This window comes from Herbaspirillum lusitanum P6-12 (assembly GCF_000256565.1).
GTDB classification, from domain to species: domain Bacteria; phylum Pseudomonadota; class Gammaproteobacteria; order Burkholderiales; family Burkholderiaceae_D; genus Herbaspirillum; species Herbaspirillum lusitanum.
The window spans coordinates 1-7,888 of record NZ_AJHH01000179.1 but is presented as its reverse complement, the minus strand read 5'-3'; the positions used below and the strand labels follow the sequence as shown (position 1 = coordinate 7,888).

Annotated in this window: 7 protein-coding genes and 1 pseudogene; 7 read left to right on the top strand and 1 reads right to left on the bottom strand. The window is 61.9% G+C overall.

The features are described from left to right. Positions 1-35 precede the first annotated feature (35 nt). Entirely contained in the window at positions 36-500 is a 465-nt protein-coding gene (locus HLUSI_RS0106280; RefSeq protein WP_016833186.1) for a PA2169 family four-helix-bundle protein, read from the bottom strand. 514 nt (positions 501-1,014) lie between these two features. On the opposite strand from HLUSI_RS0106280, the gene HLUSI_RS0106270 reads away from it, so the two are divergent. The 7 genes and pseudogenes from HLUSI_RS0106270 to HLUSI_RS0106250 all read left to right on the top strand — a co-directional run bounded on the left by HLUSI_RS0106270 (position 1,015) and on the right by HLUSI_RS0106250 (position 7,853). Next, entirely contained in the window at positions 1,015-1,209 is a 195-nt protein-coding gene (locus HLUSI_RS0106270; protein ID WP_016833184.1) for a hypothetical protein, read from the top strand. A 33-nt stretch (positions 1,210-1,242) separates the two neighbouring features. Beyond that, a complete protein-coding gene (locus HLUSI_RS32415) occupies positions 1,243-1,407 on the top strand; it encodes a hypothetical protein (protein WP_157137762.1) in 165 nt (54 codons plus the stop codon). 52 nt (positions 1,408-1,459) lie between these two features. Further along, the gene (gene putA / locus HLUSI_RS0106265; protein WP_016833183.1) at positions 1,460-5,143 is read left to right on the top strand and encodes a trifunctional transcriptional regulator/proline dehydrogenase/L-glutamate gamma-semialdehyde dehydrogenase; all 3,684 of its coding nucleotides are present in this window, start codon (positions 1,460-1,462) and stop codon (positions 5,141-5,143) included. A 246-nt stretch (positions 5,144-5,389) separates the two neighbouring features. Further along, on the top strand, positions 5,390-5,926 hold the full coding sequence (gene hslV / locus HLUSI_RS0106260; protein ID WP_016833182.1) for an ATP-dependent protease subunit HslV: 537 nt from the start codon (positions 5,390-5,392) through the stop codon (positions 5,924-5,926). Positions 5,927-5,944: 18 nt separating this feature from the next. Continuing rightward, a pseudogene (locus tag HLUSI_RS34905) lies at positions 5,945-6,373 on the top strand (AAA family ATPase); the annotation flags it as partial. Positions 6,374-7,025: 652 nt separating this feature from the next. After that, positions 7,026-7,625 (top strand): AAA family ATPase, encoded by a 600-nt coding sequence (locus HLUSI_RS33920; RefSeq protein ID WP_414086449.1) that lies wholly within the window; start codon positions 7,026-7,028, stop codon positions 7,623-7,625. A 30-nt stretch (positions 7,626-7,655) separates the two neighbouring features. Further along, positions 7,656-7,853 (top strand): hypothetical protein, encoded by a 198-nt coding sequence (locus HLUSI_RS0106250; protein ID WP_016833181.1) that lies wholly within the window; start codon positions 7,656-7,658, stop codon positions 7,851-7,853. The last annotated feature ends 35 nt before the right edge of the window (positions 7,854-7,888 follow it).

Below are 7,888 nucleotides of genomic sequence, written 5' to 3'. Positions count from 1 at the left end.
CAGCAGGCCGCTTTTTTTAATGCGCGAGGAAAAGCTTAAGCGGCCTTCCTGGCGCGCACCTGATCGCGCAATGCCTTCACACGGTCATGGTTGGCCAGCACGCCCTGATACTGGCGTTCGATGATCAGGCGGACGTCGCTTGGCAGGTCCTCGGCCAGTGCCTTGCGATAGGCATTGACGGCAGCGTCTTCGCCGCGCTCGCACTCGTTCAGGATGGCTTCATCATCCTTGCCCATGATGGCGCTCTTGATGTTGACCCATTGGCGGTGCAGGGTGCCGCTCACACTGCTGTGGGTGGCGGGATCGCCGCCCAGCGCGCGCACCAGGTTTTGCAATTCCAGCACGGTCTGGCCGCACGCCTGCGAGCGTTCCAGGAACTGGGTCTTGTAATAGGCCTGACGCTCGGAAGCATCTTCGGCGCAGGTACGGAAGCCCTCTTCGCCGTCCTTAGAGATTTGGATCAGGTCGTTCAGGGTATCAATCAATCGATCGTTTTTCATGATGTTCCTTTCAGTCGAAGAGTGGAAAAGAAGTATTTATTTTTTGTTAATTCTGCTGCGCATCAGTGCACGAAAAAGTAAATCAGCACCAGTACGAATGCGGGGACGCCGAGGATCCAGGCGAGAAAATATTTACCCATGGCTTGCTCCTTGTTGTTCAAGAGTGAGGTCAGGCGACCGGGCAGATGCGCACGCCGGCATCGACATAAGCAACGTAAGCAACTTCAGCATCGCGCAAATCTGTCATCCATCAGCCAGCGGCGTGCGCCGCTATCCAATGCTTGCATCGTAGTCGCCGCCACGGACAGCCGCCATCAGACGCCTGCGCAATCGGTTGTAGGAGAGCAAGGGGAAATACAGGTAAATATTCCTCCTTTATCTCCTGAATCCCTTTGCCGGCGCGGGTTCTCATCTTGTCCTACAAGACAATGGGCGGGCGTCCTATACCTCTTGCCAAGGGGCATTGCTACGATCTGTCCCATTGCTTCACCCATCCAACCCCGAGGAGCGCGCCATGAACAAGGATCAACTGCTTGGCAACATGAAAATCGTCGTGGCCCGCCTGGAAGAAAACCTGGCGACCCTGATGCACGATAAGGCGCACCTCCGCCACGCCGCGCAATTGCAGCAAGCCGGCAAGGTGCAGCGCACGATGGGTGAAGCGCGGCAGCTTATCAAGCGTTCGCTCAAACAGCACATGTCCGCCTGAGCCGCGCCACCGTATGACGAACAGGGAGCCGACATGCTGAATACACGAAATCTTTTGCTCACGCTGGGGCTGACCGGCGCCGCTGTCGTCGCGGTCCTGAATGTCTGCGCCGATCGTTTGTCGACCCGTGAAGCACGTTTGCAGCGCAAGGACATAACTGCATTAAATGCAGAATTAATATTGGTCTATCCCGAATAGAATCGCAGCAGGCAAAAACCGTATTTTGCCTATCCTTCCGAGACAAACCAATATGAACAGCGCCTCCCATCCTTCCAGCGTTTCTTCCAGCATTCCTTCCAACTTTGCGCCCGCCTTCAGCGTCTTCCAACAGGAAGTCATGCACGCGCCGACGCCACTGCGTGCGGCGATCACCGCCGTCTATCGCCGTGATGAACGCGGCGCCGTGCAGTGGCTGCTGGCGCAGGTGCAAAGCAATGCGACATGGACCGAAGCGACGCAAAAACTGGCGCGCAAGCTGGTGCAGGCGGTGCGCACCAAGCGCACGCGCTCGTCCGGCGTCGATGCGCTGATGCATGAATTCTCGCTGTCGTCGGAAGAAGGCGTAGCGTTGATGTGCCTGGCCGAAGCGCTGCTGCGCATTCCCGATCACCAGACCGCCGATCGCCTGATCGCCGACAAGATCAGCAAGGGCGACTGGCGCAAGCATCTGGGCGAGTCGCCGTCGCTGTTCGTCAATGCCGCCACCTGGGGCCTGCTGATCACCGGCAAGCTGGTCGGCACCAGCAGCGAAAGCGGCCTGGCCTCGGCGCTCACGCGCCTGATCAACAAGGGCGGCGAACCGCTGATCCGCAAGGGCGTCGACCTCGCCATGCGCATGCTGGGCAACCAGTTCGTCACCGGCCAGACCATCGCCGAAGCGCTGGCCAACAGCCGAGACAATGAAAAGCGCGGCTATCGCTATTCCTACGACATGCTCGGCGAAGCGGCGCTGACCGGGCACGACGCCGACTTCTACTACAAATCCTACGAAGACGCGATCCATGCCATTGGCCGCGCCTCCAACGGTCGCGGCATCAAGGACGGTCCCGGTATTTCGGTCAAGCTGTCGGCGCTGCATCCGCGTTATTCGCGTGCACAACATGCCCGCGTGATGAACGAACTGCTGCCGCGCCTGAAGCAATTGCTGGTGCTGGCCAAGTCCTACAACATCGGCCTCAACATCGACGCCGAAGAAGCCGACCGCCTCGAGTTGTCGCTGGACCTGATGGAGGCACTGGCATTCGACCGCGACCTCGACGGTTTCGAAGGCATCGGCTTCGTGGTGCAGGCGTACCAGAAGCGTTGCCCGTTCGTGATCGACTACCTCGCCGACCTGGCGCGCCGCAGCGGCCGCAAGCTGATGGTGCGGCTGGTCAAGGGCGCCTACTGGGACAGCGAAATCAAGCGCGCCCAAGTCGACGGCCTGTCCGGCTATCCGGTTTACACGCGCAAGGTGCACACCGATCTGTCCTACCTGGCCTGTGCGCAAAAACTGCTGGCCGCGACCGACGTCATCTATCCGCAATTCGCCACGCACAACGCCCACACGCTGTCGGCCATCTACACCTGGGCGCAGCAGCACAAGATCGACGACTACGAATTCCAGTGCCTGCACGGCATGGGCGAAACCCTGTACGACCAGGTAGTCGGCGCCGACCAGCTCGGCAAGGCCTGCCGCATCTACGCGCCGGTCGGTTCGCACCAGACGCTGCTGGCGTATCTGGTGCGCCGCCTGCTGGAGAACGGCGCCAACTCGTCCTTCGTCAACCAGATCGTCGATGAAGCCGTCGCCATCGACACGCTGATCACCGATCCCATCGTCGCGGTGCAAAAGTCCGGCGGCGAACCGCATCCGCAGATCGCCTTGCCGCGCAACCTGTACGGCGAAGAGCGCAAGAATTCCGCCGGCGTCGATCTCAGCAATGAAGACACCCTGCGCGGACTCGAACACGCCTTCGCGCAACTGAGTGCGCGGCAATGGCAAGCCGCGCCGCTGTTGCATGACGGCGCCGTATCCATCGGCGAGACGCAGGCGATCACCAACCCGGCCGACCGCCGCGACCTCGTGGGCCAGGTCATCGAAGCCTCGCACGACGACGTCGAGAGCGCCTTGCACGCCGCCACCGAGTACGCGGTGCAATGGCAGGCCGTCTCCTCAGGCGACCGTGCACAAGCGCTGGAGCGTGCCGCCGACCTGTTCGAAACGCATCAGGCCGAACTGATGGCGCTGGCCGTGCGCGAAGCCGGCAAGTCGCTGCCCAACGCGATTGCCGAAGTGCGCGAAGCGGTCGACTTCCTGCGCTACTACGCGACGCAATCGCGTCACGACGGCAATGCGCTGGCGTGGGGGCCGGTGGTGTGCATCAGCCCGTGGAATTTCCCGCTGGCGATTTTCATCGGTGAAGTCAGCGCTTCGCTGGCCGCCGGCAACGTGGTGCTGGCCAAGCCGGCCGAACAGACGCCGCTGATCGCGCATCGCGCGGTGCAGCTGTTGCATGAAGCGGGCGTGCCGCGCGCTGCGCTGCAATTCCTGCCGGGCCGTGGCGACACTGTCGGCGCGGCGCTGACCGGCGATGCACGGGTCAAGGGCGTGATCTTCACCGGCTCGACCGAAGTCGCGCAGCTAATCAACCGCACCCTGGCGCAACGCATCAAGGACGAACACGGCGACATCCCGTTCATCGCCGAAACCGGCGGCCAGAATGCGCTCATCGTCGACTCCAGCGCCTTGCCCGAACAAGTGGTGCAGGATGTCCTGAGCTCGGCCTTCGACAGCGCCGGCCAGCGCTGCTCGGCCCTGCGCGTGCTGTGCCTGCAGGAAGACATCGCCGACAAGACCATGACCATGCTGAAGGGTGCGATGCAGGAGCTGCGCATCGGCCGTCCCGACTGCCTGGAAACCGACATCGGTCCGGTCATCGATGACGAGGCGCGCACGCAATTGCTGGCGCACGTCGAACAGATGAAGAAGGGCGGCAAGGTGTATCAGTTGCCGCTCGACGAACGTCACCAGTACGGCACCTACGTCGCGCCGACCGTGATTGAAATCGATTCCATCGCCCAGCTCAAGCGTGAAGTGTTCGGCCCCGTGCTGCACGTGCTGCGCTATCGCCGCGACCAGCTGCCGCAGCTGATCGACACCATCAACGCCAGCGGCTACGGCCTGACCCTGGGCGTGCATTCGCGCATCGACGAGACCATCGCCTTCGTCGCCGAGCGCGCCCACGTCGGCAACATCTACGTCAACCGCAACATCGTCGGCGCCGTGGTCGGCGTGCAGCCGTTCGGCGGCGAAGGCAAATCCGGCACCGGTCCCAAAGCCGGCGGCCCGCTGTACCTGAAACGCCTGCAACGTCACGCCGACGTCAAGCTGTTCAACGATGCTGCGCAGGCGGCATCGCAACCATTGAAGTCCTTGCTGGACTGGGCTGCGACTCACGGCCACGCCAAGCTGGCGCAACTGGGCGCGACCTATGTGCAGGAAAGCCTGCTGCACAGGACGCTGACCCTGCCGGGTCCGACCGGCGAGCGCAACACGCTGTCGTTTGCACCGCGCGGCAAGATTCTGTGCGCGGCAGCCGACGTCGCGGCGCTGCTGAACCAGGTCGCCGCCGTGCTCGCCACCGGCAACATCGCCGTGGTGCCGGCCGCGCAGGGCAAGCTGATCCCGGCCGGGCTGCCGGCCGAAGCGCGCCAGGCGATCGAACTCAGCGGCGACGTCGCTGCGCTGGACTTGCATCTGGCGCTGGTCGATGGTCCGGTGATCACGCAATGGCGCGGCCTCCTGGCGGCCCGTGACGGCGCGCTGGTGCCGCTGGTGCCGACCGCCGAAGACTTGCCGATCGACTTGTGGCGTCTGGTGGCCGAGCGCGCGTTGTGCGTCAACACGACGGCAGCGGGCGGCAACGCGAGCCTGATGACCTTGTCGGTTTAACGTATTACCGTCATCCCGGTGCGCGCCGGGATGACATGTTTTTGCACGCTCTCAAAGTAGACAGATTGTCATCTGTCTTCCACTTCTCTTCCCTGCCTTCTGTCTCCTGCCGTAGCGGCGTAAAATAATGCCTCTGCACCGGCAGGCTTGCGCGTTCGCGCACTCCTTGCAATCTGCCCCGCTGTCCCCATTTCACCAGAACAAGCAAAGCAACACTCCGCGCAACACATTCATTGAGGCATTCGCATGGAACAATTTCACGGCACGACCATCCTCTCCGTCCGACGCGGCAACACCGTGGCGCTGGGCGGCGACGGCCAGGTGACGCTCGGCAACGTGGTCATGAAGGGCACTGCGCGCAAGGTGCGCAAGCTCTACAACGGCAAGGTACTGGTCGGCTTCGCCGGCGGCACGGCCGATGCGTTCACGCTGCTTGACCTGTTTGAATCCAAGCTGGAAAAACACCAGGGCAACCTGATGCGCGCCTCGGTCGAGTTGGCCAAGGAATGGCGCACCGACCGCATGCTGCGCCGCCTCGAAGCCATGCTGCTGACCGCCGACCGCGACACTACGCTGGTGATCACCGGCAACGGCGACGTGCTGGAGCCGACCGACGGCATCGGCGCGATCGGTTCGGGCGGCACCTTCGCGCAGTCCGCCGCCAAGGCGCTGCAGGAAAACACCGAGCTGTCGCCGGCCGACATCGTCAAGAAATCGCTGGTGATTGCAGGCGAGCTCTGCATCTACACCAACCTGAATCACATTATCGAAACACTCGATTAAAGAGCAAAGAACATCACCATGAACATGACTCCCAAAGAGATCGTCTCCGAACTCGACAAACACGTGGTCGGCCAAGGCCGCGCCAAGCGCGCCGTCGCCATTGCGCTGCGCAACCGCTGGCGTCGCCAGCAGGTCGCCGAGCCGCTGCGCCACGAAATCACGCCCAAGAACATCCTGATGATCGGCCCCACCGGCGTCGGCAAGACCGAAATCGCCCGTCGCCTGGCCAAGCTGGCCGACGCGCCTTTCATCAAGATCGAAGCCACCAAATTCACTGAAGTCGGCTATGTCGGCCGCGACGTCGACACCATCATCCGCGACCTGATCGACATCGGCATCAAGCAGACCCGCGAAGGTGAAGTCCGCAAGGTGCGCGCCCGCGCCGAAGACGCCGCCGAAGACCGCGTGCTTGATATCCTGCTGCCGCCGGCGCGCGATTTCGGCTTCACGCCGGAAGGCAACAAGAACGCCGTCGCCTCGGACGACGGCGTGGAAGAAAAGGGCAGCACCACGCGCCAGACGTTCCGCAAACGCCTGCGCGAAGGCGCCCTCGACGACCGCGAAATCGAGATCGAACTGTCCGAGTCTTCGCCGGCAATGGAAATCATGGCGCCGCCGGGCATGGAAGAAATGACCGAGCAGATCAAGAGCATGTTTTCCGGCATGGGAAACAACCGCAAGAAGACACGCAAGGTCAAGATCAGGGAGGCCATGAAATTCCTGATCGAAGAAGAAGCCGGCAAGCTGGTCAACGAAGAAGAACTGAAGCAGAAGGCGATCGACGTCGCCTCGGACGACGGCGTGGAAGAAAAGGGCAGCACCACGCGCCAGACGTTCCGCAAACGCCTGCGCGAAGGCGCCCTCGACGACCGCGAAATCGAGATCGAACTGTCCGAGTCTTCGCCGGCAATGGAAATCATGGCGCCGCCGGGCATGGAAGAAATGACCGAGCAGATCAAGAGCATGTTTTCCGGCATGGGAAACAACCGCAAGAAGACACGCAAGGTCAAGATCAGGGAGGCCATGAAATTCCTGATCGAAGAAGAAGCCGGCAAGCTGGTCAACGAAGAAGAACTGAAGCAGAAGGCGATCGCCAACCATCGCCAACGTCGAGCAGAACGGCATCGTCTTCCTCGACGAGATCGACAAGATCGCCACGCGCTCGCAAGGCAGTGCCGACGTCTCGCGCGCAGGTGTGCAGCGCGACTTGCTGCCGCTGGTCGAAGGCACCACCGTCAACACCAAGTACGGCATGATCAAGACCGATCACATCCTGTTCATCGCGTCGGGCGCTTTCCATCTGGCCAAGCCGTCTGATCTGATTCCGGAATTGCAAGGCCGCTTCCCGATCCGCGTCGAGCTGGATTCCTTGTCGATCGATGATTTCAAAACCATCCTGACCGGCACCGACGCCTGCCTGACCAAGCAATACCAGGCCCTGCTCGAAACCGAAGGCGTCAAGGTGGAGTTCGACGACAGCGGCATCCAGCAACTGGCGGAGATCGCGTTCTCGGTCAATGAAAAGACCGAAAACATCGGTGCGCGCCGCCTCTACACGGTGATGGAAAAACTGCTGGAAGAGATTTCATTCACAGCCGGGGAAACTGGTGCGCAGACCATCGCGATCGATGCGGCCTACGTCAAGGATCGCCTGGGCGAACTGGCGGTCAACGAAGATCTTTCGCGCTACGTGCTGTAAGCGACGCATGGTGAACTGAAGGAGAGCGGCATGGCAAACAAGACGCTGGGAACGCGGCAAAAGCTGAGCTTTCGCATTGAGCCTTCGCAACTTGCCAAGCCGCGCAATCCGGTCGCGGTCGCCGCCAAGCAGCGCGCCGCCGGTCCGCATCGCAAGACCGCTTCCGCCGTGCGGCAATCGGCGCGGCGCGAGGTGAAAAAGAAACTGGATGAACCAAGCCAGGATTGAACTGGTCCGGCGCAATAAAAAGCCACGGCATGCCG